Here is a 15,732-nt window from a genome sequence, read left to right on the forward strand (position 1 = left end):
TCCGGCCGCCGGGTGCGCCGCGCCTCAGCGCACGGTGCACCCGGCGGTGACCGGCTCGCCCGCGAAGCGGTCGGCCAGGAAGTCCATGGCGCCCAAGGCTTCTATCACCGCCGCGGGGTTGTGTCCCGGGATGTCCGAGTGCACGGCGGTGAGGGTCGCGCCCAGCGCGCAGTAGCGGTCGACGAGATCGCTGAAGCCCCGAGACGGGATCACGTCGTCGGAATTGCTGTGGTACAGGTACAGCGGCACGTCCGGCGCCCAGCCACCCAGTTCCTGGCGATCGGTGACGGACCGGAAGACCTGGCTGCCGAGGATGTCCGGGATCGCCGAGTAGTCGTCAATGTGCCGGAACGCGTGGTGGGCCACGAGATCGCTTCCGCAGGAAGCGGATTCCTGTTCGATCAGCGCGCGGCCACTGTCATTGAGCGAGTCCGACAGGCCGGGATCGTTGCGTGTCATGGCGATCAGGATCAGCACCCCCAGTCCGGCCTGCACGCTGCCGTCCACGCCGCTGGCGATGGCGGGGATGTCGGCGGGGACGCCGCCGGAGCTCACCCCGGAGAACCAGAGCTCGGGCGCATAGCTCGCCCGCAGCTGCATGGCCCACAGGGTCGCGAAGGCCCCGCCGGAATAGCCCCAGGCCCCGAGCGGGCTGGCATCGGTGATGCCCAGCGGTGCAAAGGCTTTGGCGGCGCGAACGCCGTCCAGGACCGCGCGGCCGGAGTTGATTCCGTCGAAGAATCGGGACTGCGCGCCCTCGTAATCGGACACCACCACCGCCCAGCCGCGCCGCAGTGCCTCGGTCAGGAACGGCACGTCGAGCAGGGTGTTGGTGATCGCGAGGTCGCGGCCCCCGCCCAGTGCGAACGATGGGGCGCAACGGGTTCCGAGACTGTCCTCGGCAATTTGATACGACAGCAACGGGCGATCCCCGGGCCCGGTCCACGGGGTGAGCGGAGCCATCACCGTGGCCACATCGGCGGCGGCCTGCCCGGCGGAATCGGTGGTGCGGTATCGCACCTGCCAGCCCGCGACCGGTAGCGGCAGCCCCAGGACGGCGATCGGCCGGGAATCGAGAATCGTCCCGTTTCCGTACTCTCCCAGGTCGATTGGCGTCGAATAGAACGGGTCGGCGTCGGGAACCGGAATCTCCGCCCTGGCGCCGGGCCCGGCGATCACCGCCGCCAATAGGGCCGCCGCGCCGATCAGCCCGATCCGCCACCCCGATCCGAACCATGCGCCATCCCGCCGCATCACGCCTCCAGCGTCGCACTTCCCGACACTCCGGACACCACGGACCCGCTGTTCGCGCCTGATCACTCCGGCACATCGGAGACCCCAAGGTACTGCCGCCGTCCGACCCGGTCAATGGCGTCCCGCGCGCCGTAACTACGGCGTTGCGCGGTTTGTCACACGAAAAGATATATCCAGCAAGAAGTCCAGCTCTTCGTAACTGGATCTACCGTTTGCATGCCAGTTGCCGCCATGCTCGACCAATGCCGCGTCGCCTCCTCGCCCTCTACATCGGACTCTGGCTCTACGGCCTCTCCATGGCCGTCATGATCCGCGCCGCCCTCGGCCTGGACCCCTGGGACGTCTTCCATCAGGGCGTCGCCGACCACGTCCCGCTGAGCTTCGGCACCGTGGTCGCGATCACCGGCGCGGCCGTCCTCCTGGCGTGGATTCCCTTGCGCCAGTGGCCAGGTCTGGGCACGGTCAGCAATGTGGTCGTCATCGGCGTCTCGGTGGACGCCGGCCTCTGGCTGCTGCCGGAGTTGCCCGGGCTGCCGCTCCGGATCGGGGCGATGGGCGCGGCCGTGGTCCTCAATGCGGTGGCGACGGTTCTCTATATCGGCGCGGGGATGGGTCCGGGTCCGCGCGATGGCCTGATGACTGGCCTGGTTCGCCGTACGGGCCGACCGGTTTGGGCCGTGCGGACAGGGCTGGAGGCGACCGTATTGTCCGTAGGTTGGCTGCTCGGTGGCAGCGTCGGCGTCGGCACCCTGGTGTACGCGTTCGGCATCGGCCCGCTGATCCAGCTCATGATCCCGTTCGTGGACCGCTACCTGCCGGGCTTCCACGAGGCGGAACTCGCGCCCGAAGCGGAGCCGGACACTCGGGAGGAGTTGGCCATCTGAGGGCGGTGTCCGGACTACTGGAATTCGTGTGGCTGGGAACCGACCTGGGTGAAGGTGTAGTCGGGGAGGTGGAGGTCGCGGGTGCGGCGGCGGTAGCTGCGGGTGGTGCCGGGCCAGTTGTTGGTGATCCGGCCGGAGGCGGTGCGGTACCAGCTGGTGCAGAAGTTCCAGGGGGTGCGGGCCAGACGGTGCTGGAGGGCGTCGTTGTAGGCCCGTTCGGGGTCGGGGCGGACTTCGAGGTAGGTGCGGGGACGCTCGCCGAGGAGTTGCAGGGCGCGGCGGATGTAGCGGGCCTGGGATTCGATCATGTAGATGATGGAGCCGACGCCGAGGTTGGTGTTGGGGCCGTAGACCAGGAACAGGTTGGGGAATTCGGGGACGGTGATGCCGAGGTAGGCGTGTGCGCCGCCGTCCCAGGCGTCCTCCAGGTTGCGGCCGCCGCGGCCGCGAATCTTCATGGGCCACAGGAATTCCGTGCCCTTGAAGCCGGTGCCGTAGATGATCACGTCGGCCTCGTGCAGCGCGCCGTCGGCGGTGCGGATGCCCTCGAGGACGATCTCGCCGATGGCGGTGGTCTCCACGGTGACATTGGGTTCGCACAGGGCCGGGTAGTAGTCGTTGGAGAACAGCGCGCGTTTGCAGCCGATCGGGAAGTCGGGGGTGAGCTTGGCGCGCAGCTCCGGATCGGCGACCTGCTCCTCGAGATGCTTCGCCGCGATCCCGGACACGACCCGCGCGATTCCGGGGAACTCGACCAGGCCCAGTGCCAGGAATTCGGCCATCAGCCACCACGAGAGCCGTTCGGCCACCGGCATTCCCGGCACCGCGACCAGCACCCGCTGATGCACCGGCTTGTAGTCGGTGTCGAACTTGGGCAGCACCCAGGCCGCGGTGCGCTGGAACACCGTCAGGTGCGCGGCCTGCGGCTGGATCTCGGGAACGTACTGGATGGCGCTGGCGCCGGTCCCGATGCAGGCCACCCGCTTGCCGGCCAACTTCACGTCGTGATCCCACTGCGCCGAGTGGAAGGATTCCCCGGCGAACCGTTTGATCCCGGGTATCGGCGGCATGGCCGGTCGTGACAGCTGCCCGACCGCCGAGATCAGCACGTCGGCGGTCCGGGCCACCCCGTCGGCGGTCCGTACCGTCCACTGCCCGGTCGCCTCGTCGAATTCCGCCTCGCTGACGTCGGCCCCGAACACGATGTGGTCGCGCAGCCCGTGCCGATCGGCGATCCCGCGCATGTACTCCCAGATGTCCTCGCGCGTCGAATACCGCTGCCGCCACCTCGGTTTGGGTTCGTGCGCGAAGGAGTAGAGCGGTGACGGCACATCGCAGGCCGCCCCGGGGTAGGTGTTCTCCCGCCACACTCCGCCCAGGTCCGCGGCCCGTTCCAGAATGGTGAATTCACGGAAGCCGTTGCGTTGCAGCTCGATCGCCATGCCGAGCCCGCCGAACCCCGCGCCGATGATGATGACCTCCGGCATTGTGGTGCTCCTCACACATCGAAGACTCTTCTCAGGGTAGGAGCGCTCGTCGAATTTAGTGGGCGACCGGATCGAGAATTTCGGCCATAATCAGGCTATGGGCACGGTGCAGGAGGCGGGAATCCGGGATTGGGACTTCCCACGCGGCGTGGCGAGTGTCGCGCTCATGGTCGGTTTCGCACGCGAACACGGGGTCCCGGCGGCGCGCATGCTGCAGGGCAGCGGGCTGAGCGAGCGGCAGCTGGCCAACCCGGACGAGCAGATCGACGCGCACACCGAGCTGGCGGTGATCCGGAATCTGGTGCGTGAGCTGGGTGCGCGCCCGAACCTCGGGCTGGAGGTGGGCCGGCGGTACCGCATCACCACGTTCGGCATCTTCGGTTTCGCCTGCGTCAGCAGCCCAACCCTGGGGGAGGCCATCGCCTTCGCCCTGCGCTACCTGGAGTTGAGCTTCACCTTCTGCATCCCGGCGGCCCGCTGGCGGCCCGGCGAGTTCGTGGCCCGGATCCACGACGAGGGCGTGCCCGCCGATGTCCGCCGCTTCCTGGTGGAGCGTGATGTCACCGCCATGCATCAGATGATGTCGGACCTCACCGGCAACCGGATCCACCTGCTGCGCGCCGACTTCGACTTCCCGGCCCCCGGCAGTCTCGACATGTACACCGAGATCTACGGCGTGACACCGACTTTCGAGGCCGATCACAACCTGTTCACGATGGATCCGGCGGTCCTGGAACGGCCGCTGCCGCAGGCCAACGAGCACACCTGGGCCATGTGCCTGGCGCAGTGCCGCGAACTGGTGTCGCGCCGCCGCGCCCGCACCGGCATCGCCGCGGAGGTGCGGGAGCGGCTGGTGCCGCGCGGCGGACTGGACGGTTTCGCGGTGCCGCCCGGAATCGACTCGGTGGCACGGGATCTGAACATGAGCACCCGCACCCTGCGCCGCCACCTGGACGCGGCGGGCACCAGCTACCGCCAGCTGCTGGACGAGGTGCGGCGCGCGCTGGCGGAGGAGATGCTCACCGCCACACCGCTGTCGGTCAGCGATGTGGCGATCCGGCTCGGCTACGCGGAGGCGTCGACCTTCATCCACGCCTTCAAACGCTGGACCGGCACCACCCCGTCGGCGTACCGGCGCGGCGCGGTCAGTCCAGCGGTTCGCTGAGCCAGCCGCCCATGGCGATGGGCCGGAACATGGACAGCAGCCGGCCGTCCTCGATGGAGTGGAAGATGATCGACGGGTCGGGCGCGAAGTCGATCGGCACGTGTCCCGGTGCGGCCGTTTCCCATTCGCAGCCGATGGTGGAGGACACGCTCGGCGCGACGATCAGCGGCTTGCCCGCGAACTGGGTCATCAGCCCGGCGTGCACGTGCCCGGTGAGCACCGCGGCGATCCGGTCGTCGCCGGCCACGATCTCGGCCAGCCGTTCCGGATTGGTGAGCCGGATCGGGTCGACCACGGTGGACCGCACCGGCACCGGCGGATGGTGCATGGCGATCAGCACGGTCTGGTCGGCGGGGGTGGCGGCGAGCAGGTCGGTGAGGAAGTCGTAGGTCTCGTCCTCGAGCATGCCCTCCGGTTTGCCGGGGATGCTGGAGTCGAGCAGCGCGAGGGTGACACCGTCGACGCGGTAGGACTGGTTGATCGGGCCGGTGCCCTCGGCGCCGGGGAACAGGACGCTGCGCATATTGCCGCGGTCGTCGTGATTGCCGGGCAGGATCAGCACGGGCAGATCGGCGGTCAGCGCGGCGCGGGCCTGCTGGTATTCCCCCGGCTCGCCCTCGTCGGCGATGTCGCCGGTGACGATGATGGCGTCGGGTCGCCGCGGCAGCTCGGCCAGGAACGCCATCACCCGTTCGGCGCGTTCGACATTGCGTGCGCCCATATTGAAGTGGGTGTCACTGAGCTGAGCGAGCAGAACCATCGGCGTTCGCTTTCTGTCATGGGTCGCAGCATTGCGCCCGGCTGTGCCGCCGCACCGCAGCACCCCATTCAGGCTAATTGACCTGCCCGGATGTGGTCGTGGTGAGACCCGCCACCCAATATAGCGAACGCAAATCAGTGACCCGGTGATGTGGTGCGGGCCATGAGTTCGCTTGCGCTGCTCAGCAGTTGCCGAGGGTCGTCCACCACGGTGGCGTCGCCGACGCGCCAGAAGTCCGCACCCGGCTCGGCTTCCAGCTCCAGACGGCCCGACGGCCGCCAGGACGCGTCCAGCGACAGCCGCCAGGAGTGCAGGTGGGTGCGGGGGAACGCGCCGGACCTGTCGAAGAGCGGGTCGCCGGCGATGGCGTGGCCGATCCAGGCCAGGTGGACGCGAATCTGGTGCCGCCGCCCGGTGATCGGGCGCAATGCCAGGACGGTGCTGTCCGCGCCGCGGGCCAGCGTGGTGAATTCGGTGATCGACGGATAATTCTTGCCCGCCAGCACATCCTGGTCGTCGACGCGCCAGGTGTCGCCGTCGCGGCGGATGCTCTCGCGGGGCGCGGCGATGCGCACCCGGTTCTTGCGGCCCACGCTCAACGGCAGGTCGATGACGCCGCGGTCGGGGAGCCCGGTGGACGCGGTGACGGCCAGGTACGCCTTCTCCACGGTCCGCTTGTTGAACTGGCGGGTGAGCTGCCCGTGCGCGGGCAGCTCCCTGGCCAGCAGCACCAGACCCGAGGTGACCTTGTCGATGCGGTGGACCGGGTAGAGCGTCTCGCCCTGCGCGGCGGCCATTTCCACGATGTCGGTGTCGTGGCGTTCACCGGTGACGGAGATCCCGGCGGGCTTGTTCAACGCCAGCACCGCCTCGTCCTCGAGGAGCAGGCATTCTTTCCGCAGTTCGGGCCACGACATCACCCGCTCCAGCGTAGCGAGGGCCAACTCTCGGCTCCGCGTCAGGCGACCGCTTTCTCCAGCTCGGCCAGACCGTTCTCCAGATGGTCGATCATGCGATCGAGGTCCGGCACCGTGCGGCGGCAGCCGACCAGACCGAAGTCGAGGTTGTCGCCATTGGTGGTGAGCGTGATGTTCATGGCCTGCGATTCGAAGGGAATCGAGAGCGGATAGTTGGCGTCCAGCCGCGCGCCCTGCAGGTAGACCGGCTTGCGCGGTCCCGGCACATTCGAGATCACCAGGTTGAACGGCATGCGCGGCAACGCCTCGAAACCGGGTAGCAGGGAGACGCCCAGCGGCGTCATCAGCGCGGCCGACAGCAGCATCGCCTCCAGCTTCGGCAGCTGCGTGAACACCTGCTTGGCGTCGCGCATGGAGGTGCGGATCTGTTCGAGTCGCTCCACCGGGTCGGCGAGGTGGGTGCCGAGGTTCGCCAGGCAGGCCGCGACCATATTGCCCTCGGAGGTGTCGGCCTCGGCGGCATTGCGGATATTGACCGGGACCATCGCGATCAACGGCTCCTCGGGCAGCGCGTCCCGCTCGAGCAGGTAGGCGCGCAGCGCGGCGGAGCTCATGGCCAGCACCACGTCGTTGACGGTGGCCCCGGTGGCCTGCCGGACGTCGTTGATCCGTTCCAGCGGCCAGGACCGCACGGCGATGCGCCGGGCCCCGCCGATGGAGGTGTTGAGCAGGGTGCGCGGCGCGGTCATGGGCAGGGTGAGTCGCCCGTCCAGGGCGCCCCGCAACGGCGCGGCGATCGACCCGCTCGCGCGCAGCAACCGCGGCACCGCCTTCCGCACCTGGGCCCACGGGCTCTCGGGTTCGGCGCTGTCGTCGCGCGGCACCGGCGGGGTGCCCCACGGGACGGCGATCCGGGTGTCGAGCGGGTCGTCGGTGAGGGTGCGCTGCAGCAGCCGCATGGCCGAGACGCCGTCGATGAGGGCGTGGTGCATCTTCATGTAGAGCGCGAAGCGGCCGTCGCTCAGGCCCTCGATGAGGCGGCCCTCCCACAGTGGCCGGTGCCGGTCCAGCAGGATGCCGTGCAGACGCTCGGTGAGATCCAGCAGATCACCCATGCCGCCGGGCGCGGGCAGCGCCGATCGGCGCAGGTGGTAGCCGAGATCCACGGTGTCGGCGTGCGACCAGGCGAGGCTGGAGAAGCCGCCCAGGAGCCGGCTGGGTTTGCGGCGGAAGCGGGTGCGGACCTGGGTGCTCGCGGCCATGGCCTCGAACAGTTCGTGGGTGTAGTCGGGGCCCGCGTCGGCGGGCGGCTCGAACAGCTGGAGGCCACCCACGTGCATGGGGTGCTCGCGGGATTCGATGGCCAGGAATATCGCGTCGAGCGGATTGAGAAGGTCCATGGGAGCCGCCTTTGCCGGGTGGGCACAACTGCCCGGAGCGGAATACGGTGCGGCGACGCTGCCCCCCGCTGCGTTAACAGAAAATCAGGCTATCACTGTCTGTGATTCGGCTCTCGTTGAGCGTTTGAGCAAACCTACGGCATCGCGTTCCGTCCGGGCCGCAAAGGACATGGCGACGGTGGTTCGGCGGCCGTGCGCGAACGGGTGCACGCGATGCAGGGTGGTGTCGGTGCGGAGCAGGTAGAGATCTCCGGGGCCGAGTTCCCAGGAGTGGATCGGATTGCGCGTCAGGATCCGGTGCACGTCGGCGTCGTAGGGGTCGGGGCAGGTGTGCGCCACCGTCTGCACGAAGCCGCCCTCGGCCAGCGGCGGGCATTCCACCACCAGAACCAGCGTGAAAGCGTAAGCGTCCCAATGCCATCGGCCGAGCGCGTCGTCGTGCCGGCGGCGGCTGACGTGGAAGCGCTCGGGTTCGGGGCAGGGCAGCACGGGTTCGGCCGTGATCATGGACAGGCTGTGCCGCAAGGGTTCACAGTCGTAGAGCCGGGGGATGCAGGCGGTGTGGGCCGCGACGTCGGCGCCGGTCAAGTCCACTTGCTGGCGGGCCAGGCCCTCGCCCTCGGGGAGCAGCTCGCCCCACTGCCGATGGTGGTCGAGCAGGGCGAGGGTCTCGGCCGCGAGCACGCGTTTGACCCGGTGCGGGAGCAGGAAGCTCAGCTTGGCGATTCCGGTCTCGGCCAACCGTTTTCGCGCGTGGTCCAGAGCCGAGGGATCGACCTCCCTCAGGTGCCGCCGAGCCGTATCGACCGTGTTGTGAACCCGCATCATCGCGCACGCCCTTTCGGATTCGATTGTATTGCGTTGTCCGGCAACGACTGTGGAGTTGGGTTTCCGCTCGATCACGATATGGAACGGATATCTTCGCCGGACGCGCCGAATCGGCCCGATATCGCCCCGCGCCCCGGGCCCGCGCGGTAGCTTGATAATTGCTATGGCGGATTACGGGCATGAGCTCAGGTTCGGCATCTTCGTCCCGCCCGATGCGGCGCGCGGGCGTGCCCTGCTGCGCCTGGTCCGGCAGGCCGACGACTCCGGGCTGGAAGTGCTGGCCGTCCAGGATCATCCGTATCAGCCCGCCTTCCTCGACACCTGGACCCTGCTGTCCTATCTGGCCGGCGTCACCCGCACCCTGACCCTGATGCCCGCGGTCGCCAATCTGCCGCTGCGCCAGCCCGCGGTGCTGGCCCGCAGCGCCGCCAGCCTGGACCTGCTCAGCGCGGGCCGCGTCGAACTGGGTCTGGGCGCGGGCGCGTTCTGGGACGCCATCGAGGCCATGGGCGGCGCGCGCCGCACCCCGGGCCAGGCCCTGAGCGCGCTGCGCGAGGCCATCGGCGTGCTGCGCGCGCTCTGGGGCGAGGCCGACCGCTCCCGCCTCCCCGGCGACTTCTACCCGCTGCGCGGCGCGAAACCCGGCCCGGTCCCGGCACATCCGATCGGCATCTGGCTCGGCGTCTACGGTCCCCGCGCGCTCCGCCTGACCGGTGAACTCGCCGACGGCTGGCTCGGCAGCGCCGCGTACGCCCCGCCTGTCACCCTCCCGGCCCGCATGGCCGCCATCGACGACGCCGCCCGATCATCCGGCCGTATCCCCGCCCTGATCCGCCGCGCCTACGTCATCGACCCCACCATGAGCCCGCCCCAGCTCACCGACCTCGCCCTGACTCAGGGCATCAGCCAGTTCCTGCTCCCCGTCGATCCCGAAGGCGAGCGCCCCACCCAGCATTTCGCGGCCGAGACCGCGCCCGCGGTTCGAGCGGCGGTCGCCGCGGCGCGCGCGGGGCACCCGCCTCTTTAGGGTTGCGGGGCTGAGCCCCGCGAATCTCGAGGGGGTTCGGGGGCGAAGCCCCTGAGAGTCGATCAGGCCCCGAAGAAGTGGTGGTGCATGATCTGGCGGATCGGGGAGAGCAGCCCGTCGAAGGCGACGCGGTCCGACTTCACGGTGTGCAGGCTGGCGTCACCGCGTTTGGGGTCCTCGCAGATCACCCGAAGTCGTTTGCCGCCGCGATACGCCGCGCCGAGGGTGAGGTCCACCGTCCCGTCGGCCCCGACGACCCCCCACGGCCCGCTCACGTCGTGTCCCGCGATCTGGCACTTGTTGTTCGGCTTCTCGCCGGTGACGTGCGCGGTCACCTCGCCGCGCCCCTGGATGACTGCCCGGGGTTCGCCATTGGCGGTGGTGGCCGACCCCACGGCGAGCAGGAGGCCGAGGCTGCCGACCACGGTGACGGTGAGTACGCGGTTGCGCAGCGATCGAGACATAACACTGATATTGGACCGCGCCATATGAGCTTTTGATGATGTCGAGGCGTGAATCGCTGGTGAACAACATGCCAAACCTGGGTGGCGGCCGCTGTGAGCATCACGGTTGCCCTGCAGTATCGTGCATTTCGACCGCTATCCGTGCCGACCGGAGTGTTTTCGGCGAAGATCTAATAGCTGTCGGTACGCTGTGCGCCGTTCTATGTGCCCCGATTGGTAGAGCTGGACGGAACCCTCCCGAGGAGGATGTGGTGACTGCGGTATCTCCAAAGCCCGAACAGGACCTCGAGGCGGTCCGGCCCTACCCGCCCCGGAAGCGCTCCAAAGGATCGTTCATCTATCAATTGGTCACCACGACCGACCCCAAGATGCTCGGTCAGATGTACTTGTTCACGTCGATCTCGTTCTTCCTGATCGGCGGTCTGATGGCGCTGCTCATGCGCGGTGAGCTGGCGCGGCCCGGCATGCAGTTCCTGTCCCCGGAACAGTTCAACCAGCTGTTCACCATGCACGGCACCATCATGCTGCTGTTCTACGCCACCGCCGTGGTGTTCGCCTTCGCGAATATCATTGTGCCGCTACAGATCGGCGCGCCCGATGTCGCCTTCCCACGACTGAACGCGCTGAGCTACTGGCTGTACCTGTTTGGCGCCAGCATGGCGACCGCGGGCTTCCTCACCCCCGGCGGCGCGGCCGACTTCGGCTGGACCGCCTACACCCCGCTGTCGGACATCGTGCACGCGCCCGGCGTGGGCGGTGACCTGTGGATCCTGGGTGTCGCCGTCTCCGGTCTGGGCACCATCCTGGGTGGCGTCAACTTCATCACCACGGTGGTGTGCCTGCGCTGTCCCGGCATGACCATGTTCCGGATGCCGATCTTCACCTGGAACATCGCCATCACGAGTCTGCTGATCCTGCTGGCCTTCCCGATCCTGACCTCGGCCGCGCTGGCCCTGTTCTACGACCGGCACCTGCACGGCCACATCTACGACCCGGCCAATGGCGGCAATCTGCTGTGGCAGCATCTGTTCTGGTACTTCGGCCACCCCGAGGTGTACATCATCGCGCTGCCGTTCTTCGGCATCGTGTCGGAGATCTACCCGGTCTTCAGCCGCAAGCCGATCTTCGGTTACACCACCCTGGTGTACGCGACCATCGCCATCGCGGCGCTCTCGATCGCGGTGTGGGCGCACCACATGTACGCCACGGGTGCGGTGCTGCTGCCGTACTTCTCGTTCATGACCTTCCTCATCGCGGTTCCGACCGGTGTGAAGTTCTTCAACTGGATCGGCACCATGTGGCGAGGTCAGCTCACGTTCGAGACACCCATGCTGTGGTCGCTCGGCTTCATCGTGACGTTCCTCTTCGGCGGTCTGTCGGGCGTCATCCTGGCGAGCCCGCCGCTGGACTTCCATGTCTCCGACACCTATTTCGTGGTGGCGCACTTCCACTACGTGCTCTTCGGCACCATCGCCTTCGCGACCTTCGCGGGCATCTACTTCTGGTTCCCGAAGATGTCGGGCCGCATGCTGGACGAGCGCCTGGGCAAGTGGCATTTCTGGACCACGTTCATCGGTTTCCACCTGACGTTCCTGGTGCAGCACTGGCTGGGCAATATGGGTATGCCGCGCCGCTACGCCGACTACCTGCCGAGCGACGGTTTCACCACGCTGAACACCGTCTCCACCATCGGCTCGTTCATTCTCGGCGCGTCGATGGTGCCGTTCGTCTGGAACGTCTTCAAGTCCTACCGCTACGGCGAGGTCGTGACGGTGGACGACCCGTGGGGCTACGGCAACTCGCTCGAATGGGCGACGTCCTGCCCGCCGCCCCGGCACAACTTCTACGAGCTGCCCCGAATCCGTTCGGAGCGACCGGCTTTCGAGCTGCACTACCCGCACATGGTCGAGCGCATGCGCGCGGAGGCCCATGTGGGCTGGGGTTCGGGCCAGCACACGGTGCAGGAGACCGAGAAGGCCTCCACCTAGCTTCCCGCACGTCGAACGCGGCGGTCGTCTCCGGACGGCCGCCGCGTTCGCGGTTCGGGGCTGGATCACAGCTCCGGGCGCCGGCGCGGCAGCGGCCTGATCGGATGTCCATAAAACGCCTGATCGTGCGTCCATTTGCGGCACGAAAGGAATAGCAGCGGACTTGCTGCCTCGGTGCTGTACTGTCCGCAGCGGGAGCGCGAAACCGCCGCGCTCCGGCGCAATCCGCAGGTCTCGACTTCGGGAGGGACAATGCTCGCCGATTCTCCGGATGTTTGCGATGCCGCACCGGCTTTCGCCCGTCGCACCGCCGAGTCCATCGACTCGCCCTACGACTGGCAACGGCAACTACGGCGCTGGAACGACACCAGCACGGCCGTCGCGCTGACCCTGCCCCGTCTGCTGACCCGGGCCGCCTCCTACGATCCGGAGGCCCCGGCCGTGGTGTGCGGGGGCCTGACCCTCAGCTATCGCGAACTGGACGCGCACGCGAACAGATTGGCGCGCAAGCTGATCGGTGCGGGCATCGGCCCCGAGGACGTGGTGGCGGTGGCGCTGCCGCGGTCGCCGGAATGGGTGGTGGCGGTGTGCGCGGTGGCCCATGCCGGGGCAGCCTTCCTCGCGGTCGACCCGGACGCGCCGATCACCCGGATCGCCCCGATCCTCGCGGATTCCGGTGCGGTCGCGGGGATTACGGCCGATTACCGGCGGGACTCGCTCCCCGCGTCGGGCACCGGTCCGTGGCTGAGCATCGGCCCGATCACCTCCTTGGACGGGGACGGTGAGGACGCGCTGGAGGTGCTCGACGCGCGGGCCCGGGAACTGGTGGCCGAGGGCGCCGACGCGCCGCTGCGCCGGACCAGCGGTGAGAGCGCGCCCGGCCCGGCCGGGGTGTGGGCGGCGCCGCTCGCCGGCCCGATCACCGATGCCGAGCGGGTCCGCCCGCTGCACCTGCGGAATCCCGCCTACCTCGTCTACCCGCTGGAATCGAGCGGTGTGGTGCGGGGCGCGACCATGACCCACGCCGCGCTCGCCCATCTCGTGGTGACCCAGGCGCAGCGCTGCGACACCGATCCCGACGCCCGGGTGCTGGCCGCCGCCACCCCGGGTCGTGACACCGCCGTCTGGGAACTGTTGCTGGCCTTGGCCTCCGGGGCCACCCTGGTGCTCGCTCCGGCCGGGCCGTACGCGGGTGCGGACCTGTACGAACTCATGCGGGACGCCCGGATCACCCACGCCGTGCTGACCCCGTACATCCTGGCCACCCTGCCCGGCGCGGAACCGCTCCCGGACCTGCGGCTGCTGGCTACCACGGGTGCGGCCTGCCCCGCCAAGCTGACCGGAATCTGGTCGGCCGGACGGTCGTTCGTGAGCGGCTACGGCTGGGCCGAGACCGGCCTGCACGCCACTGTGAGCCGCCCCCTGACCCCGGTCGCGCCGCACGTGGCGGTCTCGATCGGCGGCCCGGTGGTCGGCACCCGCTGCTACATCCTGGACGAGAAGCTGAACCCGCTCCCGCCCGGTGTGATCGGTGAAATCTATGTCGCCGGTGCGGGATTGGCCCGTGGCTACCACCGCCGCGCCGCCCCCACCGGCGAGCGCCTGGTCGCCGACCCGTTCGGGGATCCGGGCGACCGCATGTTCCGCACCGGCGAGATCGGCTGCTGGCGTGGCGACGGCGAACTCGACCATCACGGTCGCCTCGGCATGCTCCCCATCGGCCAACTGGTCGGCTACGGCGACGCCACCGTCCTCAACACGGCGGCCGTCTGGCGCTGACGGCGGTCCCGAACGAGCTCGAAAGTGCTGCCGTGTGGATGATTTCGCCGCGCGGCAGCTGCTGTCGGGGGTTCACGCCTGCTGGGTCGGGAGCACGATGACCTGGCGGAGATTCACATGCGCCGGCCGGCTGGTGGTGTAGGCGATCAGGTCGGCGATATCGGCGGCGCCGAGGGCGTCGACGAGCCCGAACATGCCGTCGAGCTGGCCGCTGATCTCCGGATTGTCGATGTGGGTGCCGAGTTCGGTGTCGGTGAGACCGGGCTCGATATTGGTGACGCGGACCTTGCGGGCGCCGAGTTCGGTGCGCAGGGTGGCGGAGAGCTGGGTGATGGCGGCCTGGGTGGCCCCGTACACCGAGTAGGCGGGGAAGGTGACGTGCGCGCCGATGGAGGAGATGTTCACCAGGTCGGCGGGGCGGCCCGCGTCGGCGGCGGCGAGCAGGTCGGGCAGGAAGGCGCGGATGACGCGCAGGCGGCCCGCGACATTGGTGTCGAGCATGCGGGTCCACTCGTCCTCGCGGCCCTCGGTGATCGGGTTGGGCAGCATCACGCCCGCCGAGTTCACGACCAGGTCGGCGGGGCCGAAGGCGGCGTGCACGGCGGCGGCCGCGGCGGTCACGCTCGCCGAGTCGGTGACGTCGACGGTGACGGCCAGCGCGGTACCGCCGTCGGCCTCGATCTTGGCGGCCAGGGTTTCCAGGCGGTCGGCGCGGCGGGCCAGCAGGGCGACGCGGGCCCCGTTGCGGGCCAGCAGCAGGGCGGTTGCCTCGCCCATGCCGCTGGCGGCTCCGACGATGACGGCGGTGCGGCCGGACAGGTTCTCGTAAGTCATGTCCTCATCCTGCGAGCGTTTCCAGCGCGCAACGAGGGTTGCGCTTTTCCTGGGTCTGCCGGTACCAGGATGGGTTCGTACGCTGGATCCCATGCAGAACGACCTCGGTGACTTCCTGCGCTCCCGCCGCTCCCGTATCCAGCCGGGCGACGCCGGGCTGCGTGAATACGGCCGCCGCCGGGTCCCGGGCCTGCGCCGCGAGGAGGTGGCGCAGCTGGCCGGGGTGAGCGTCGACTACTACATCCGGCTGGAACAGGGTCGCGGCAAACATGTTTCGGACGCCGTGCTGGACGCGGTGGCCCGGGCGCTGCGGCTCACCGATCCGGAGCGGCTGCACCTGTACGCGCTGGCCCGGCCGGGCGGCACCGTCGACGCGCATCCCACCACGGCGTCGGGCGTGTACAGCGACGCCGTCCATCCGGGTGTCCGGCTGGTGCTCGACGCGCTCACCGCACCGGCTTTCGTGCTGGGCAGGCGGATGGATGTGCTGGCCTGGAATGCCCTGGGCGACTCGGTGTCCGGCTTCTCCCGGGTTCCGGCGGAGGAGCGCAATCAGGCCCGCTACCTGTTCCTGGAACCCGCCGCGCCGACCTATTACCCGGAGTGGGAGACGGTGGCCGGTGAGACGGTCGCGTTCCTGCGCCGCGACGCGGGCCTGCACCCCGACGACCCGCGCCTCGCCACTCTGGTCGCGGAGCTGTCCGAGCGCAGCCCGGACTTCCGGCGGCTGTGGGAGTCGCATCCGGTCAAGGAGAAGACGCGCGGCGCCAAGCTGATCCAGCATCCGGAGGTGGGCCGCCTCGAACTCGGCTACGAGACCTTGGCGCTGCCCGCCGATCCGGATCAGCTGCTGGTGGTCTACACCGCCGCGCCGGGGTCGCCGACCGCCGAGGCGCTGGCCCGGCTGGCGGGCCTGCGTTCGGTCGGCGTCTGATCCGCGGGCCG

The 15,732-nt window shown here is 69.1% G+C and carries 14 protein-coding genes; 6 read left to right on the plus strand and 8 right to left on the minus strand.

From position 1 onward, the window contains the following. Positions 1-24 precede the first annotated feature (24 nt). Positions 25-1,254: a lipase family protein gene (locus ACQP06_RS03740; RefSeq protein ID WP_433673232.1), complete on the minus strand. Its 1,230-nt coding sequence runs from the start codon at positions 1,252-1,254 to the stop codon at positions 25-27. Positions 1,255-1,496: 242 nt separating this feature from the next. Here ACQP06_RS03740 and ACQP06_RS03745 point away from each other — a divergent pair, with 242 nt between their 5' ends. Continuing rightward, positions 1,497-2,138: a YczE/YyaS/YitT family protein gene (locus ACQP06_RS03745; protein ID WP_433670503.1), complete on the plus strand. Its 642-nt coding sequence runs from the start codon at positions 1,497-1,499 to the stop codon at positions 2,136-2,138. A 14-nt stretch (positions 2,139-2,152) separates the two neighbouring features. Here the strand turns inward: ACQP06_RS03745 and ACQP06_RS03750 are convergent, their stop codons facing one another. After that, a complete protein-coding gene (locus ACQP06_RS03750; protein ID WP_433670505.1) occupies positions 2,153-3,625 on the minus strand; it encodes a flavin-containing monooxygenase in 1,473 nt (490 codons plus the stop codon). Positions 3,626-3,722: 97 nt separating this feature from the next. Here ACQP06_RS03750 and ACQP06_RS03755 point away from each other — a divergent pair, with 97 nt between their 5' ends. Then, positions 3,723-4,790, plus strand: coding sequence for an AraC family transcriptional regulator (locus ACQP06_RS03755; protein ID WP_433670507.1), 1,068 nt, complete (start codon positions 3,723-3,725; stop codon positions 4,788-4,790). Here the strand turns inward: ACQP06_RS03755 and ACQP06_RS03760 are convergent. From ACQP06_RS03760 to ACQP06_RS03775, 4 genes are all read right to left on the minus strand, one after another. Next, positions 4,771-5,550: a metallophosphoesterase gene (locus ACQP06_RS03760; protein ID WP_433670509.1), complete on the minus strand. Its 780-nt coding sequence runs from the start codon at positions 5,548-5,550 to the stop codon at positions 4,771-4,773. The two genes, ACQP06_RS03755 and ACQP06_RS03760, sit on opposite strands and share 20 nt — an antisense overlap. Positions 5,551-5,684: 134 nt before the next feature. Beyond that, entirely contained in the window at positions 5,685-6,494 is an 810-nt protein-coding gene (locus ACQP06_RS03765; protein ID WP_433670511.1) for an RluA family pseudouridine synthase, read from the minus strand. A gap of 14 nt (positions 6,495-6,508) precedes the next feature. Further along, positions 6,509-7,867 (minus strand): WS/DGAT/MGAT family O-acyltransferase, encoded by a 1,359-nt coding sequence (locus tag ACQP06_RS03770; protein ID WP_433670513.1) that lies wholly within the window; start codon positions 7,865-7,867, stop codon positions 6,509-6,511. Positions 7,868-7,951: 84 nt separating this feature from the next. Continuing rightward, entirely contained in the window at positions 7,952-8,695 is a 744-nt protein-coding gene (locus tag ACQP06_RS03775) for a HalD/BesD family halogenase (RefSeq protein ID WP_433670515.1), read from the minus strand. 163 nt (positions 8,696-8,858) lie between these two features. On the opposite strand from ACQP06_RS03775, the gene ACQP06_RS03780 reads away from it, so the two are divergent. Then, positions 8,859-9,722: an LLM class flavin-dependent oxidoreductase gene (locus ACQP06_RS03780; RefSeq protein WP_433670517.1), complete on the plus strand. Its 864-nt coding sequence runs from the start codon at positions 8,859-8,861 to the stop codon at positions 9,720-9,722. Positions 9,723-9,784: 62 nt separating this feature from the next. Here ACQP06_RS03780 and ACQP06_RS03785 read toward each other — a convergent pair whose 3' ends face one another. Continuing rightward, on the minus strand, positions 9,785-10,186 hold the full coding sequence (locus ACQP06_RS03785; RefSeq protein ID WP_433670519.1) for a hypothetical protein: 402 nt from the start codon (positions 10,184-10,186) through the stop codon (positions 9,785-9,787). Between the two features lie 251 nt (positions 10,187-10,437). Between ACQP06_RS03785 and ctaD the strand changes: the two genes are divergently transcribed. Together ctaD and ACQP06_RS03795 are read left to right on the plus strand one after the other, a co-directional pair. After that, on the plus strand, positions 10,438-12,174 hold the full coding sequence (ctaD, locus tag ACQP06_RS03790; RefSeq protein WP_433670521.1) for an aa3-type cytochrome oxidase subunit I: 1,737 nt from the start codon (positions 10,438-10,440) through the stop codon (positions 12,172-12,174). Positions 12,175-12,426: 252 nt separating this feature from the next. Beyond that, positions 12,427-13,953, plus strand: coding sequence for an AMP-binding protein (locus tag ACQP06_RS03795; RefSeq protein WP_433670523.1), 1,527 nt, complete (start codon positions 12,427-12,429; stop codon positions 13,951-13,953). Positions 13,954-14,025: 72 nt separating this feature from the next. Here ACQP06_RS03795 and ACQP06_RS03800 read toward each other — a convergent pair whose 3' ends face one another. Next, positions 14,026-14,787, minus strand: a complete 762-nt coding sequence (locus tag ACQP06_RS03800; protein ID WP_433670525.1) for an SDR family oxidoreductase — start codon at positions 14,785-14,787, stop codon at positions 14,026-14,028. Between the two features lie 91 nt (positions 14,788-14,878). On the opposite strand from ACQP06_RS03800, the gene ACQP06_RS03805 reads away from it, so the two are divergent. Beyond that, positions 14,879-15,721, plus strand: coding sequence for a helix-turn-helix transcriptional regulator (locus ACQP06_RS03805; protein WP_433670527.1), 843 nt, complete (start codon positions 14,879-14,881; stop codon positions 15,719-15,721). The last annotated feature ends 11 nt before the right edge of the window (positions 15,722-15,732 follow it).

The sequence above is a fragment of the Nocardia sp. CA-136227 genome (genome assembly GCF_050955695.1).
In the GTDB taxonomy this organism is placed as follows: domain Bacteria; phylum Actinomycetota; class Actinomycetes; order Mycobacteriales; family Mycobacteriaceae; genus Nocardia.

What these genes read in the sequence shown, in the direction of transcription:
- ACQP06_RS03740 (WP_433673232.1), bottom strand. Translation starts at nt 1,254, where the DNA reads ATGCGGCGGGATGGCGCATGGTTCGGATCGGGGTGGCGGATCGGGCTG.
- ACQP06_RS03745 (WP_433670503.1), top strand. Translation starts at nt 1,497, where the DNA reads ATGCCGCGTCGCCTCCTCGCCCTCTACATCGGACTCTGGCTCTACGGC.
- ACQP06_RS03750 (WP_433670505.1), bottom strand. Translation starts at nt 3,625, where the DNA reads ATGCCGGAGGTCATCATCATCGGCGCGGGGTTCGGCGGGCTCGGCATG.
- ACQP06_RS03755 (WP_433670507.1), top strand. Translation starts at nt 3,723, where the DNA reads ATGGGCACGGTGCAGGAGGCGGGAATCCGGGATTGGGACTTCCCACGC.
- ACQP06_RS03760 (WP_433670509.1), bottom strand. Translation starts at nt 5,550, where the DNA reads ATGGTTCTGCTCGCTCAGCTCAGTGACACCCACTTCAATATGGGCGCA.
- ACQP06_RS03770 (WP_433670513.1), bottom strand. Translation starts at nt 7,867, where the DNA reads ATGGACCTTCTCAATCCGCTCGACGCGATATTCCTGGCCATCGAATCC.
- ACQP06_RS03775 (WP_433670515.1), bottom strand. Translation starts at nt 8,695, where the DNA reads ATGATGCGGGTTCACAACACGGTCGATACGGCTCGGCGGCACCTGAGG.
- ACQP06_RS03780 (WP_433670517.1), top strand. Translation starts at nt 8,859, where the DNA reads ATGGCGGATTACGGGCATGAGCTCAGGTTCGGCATCTTCGTCCCGCCC.
- ACQP06_RS03785 (WP_433670519.1), bottom strand. Translation starts at nt 10,186, where the DNA reads ATGTCTCGATCGCTGCGCAACCGCGTACTCACCGTCACCGTGGTCGGC.
- ACQP06_RS03795 (WP_433670523.1), top strand. Translation starts at nt 12,427, where the DNA reads ATGCTCGCCGATTCTCCGGATGTTTGCGATGCCGCACCGGCTTTCGCC.
- ACQP06_RS03800 (WP_433670525.1), bottom strand. Translation starts at nt 14,787, where the DNA reads ATGACTTACGAGAACCTGTCCGGCCGCACCGCCGTCATCGTCGGAGCC.
- ACQP06_RS03805 (WP_433670527.1), top strand. Translation starts at nt 14,879, where the DNA reads ATGCAGAACGACCTCGGTGACTTCCTGCGCTCCCGCCGCTCCCGTATC.